The following is a 378-nucleotide window of genomic DNA, read 5'->3' on the forward strand; positions in this document are numbered from 1 at the left end:
TGGTAGGCTTGGGCAGACTTGAACTGCCGACCTCACCCTTATCAGGGGTGCGCTCTAACCAGCTGAGCTACAAGCCTTCAGTTTATCTGCGCCTAAGCGACTTATCCCTTTACTTTAGCGAGTAGATAAATAACAAGTCGATTTTACATCGACGATAAGTTATTTATCACGACCACTTACAAAGTAAGTGTTTGCGGTAAAGAGTGGTGGAGCTAAGCAGGATCGAACTGCTGACCTCCTGAATGCAAATCAGGCGCTCTCCCAGCTGAGCTATAGCCCCATAAACTTGTGTCGTTCTTTATTTTCTAGACAAAACAATCTGTGTAGGCACTGCATCAAGGGCGTCATCGACGTAATAGTAAGGAGGTGATCCAACCC

At 46.3% G+C, this 378-nt stretch carries 2 tRNA genes; both read right to left on the reverse strand.

Going from position 1 to position 378, the window contains the following annotated elements:
* A tRNA-Ile gene (locus JV36_RS0112455) sits at positions 1–77 on the reverse strand.
* A gap of 127 nt (positions 78–204) precedes the next feature.
* Positions 205–280, reverse strand: a tRNA-Ala gene (locus JV36_RS0112460).
* Positions 281–378 lie beyond the last annotated feature (98 nt).

The sequence above is a fragment of the Alteromonas sp. LOR genome, assembly GCF_000753865.1.
GTDB lineage: Bacteria > Pseudomonadota > Gammaproteobacteria > Enterobacterales > Alteromonadaceae > Alteromonas.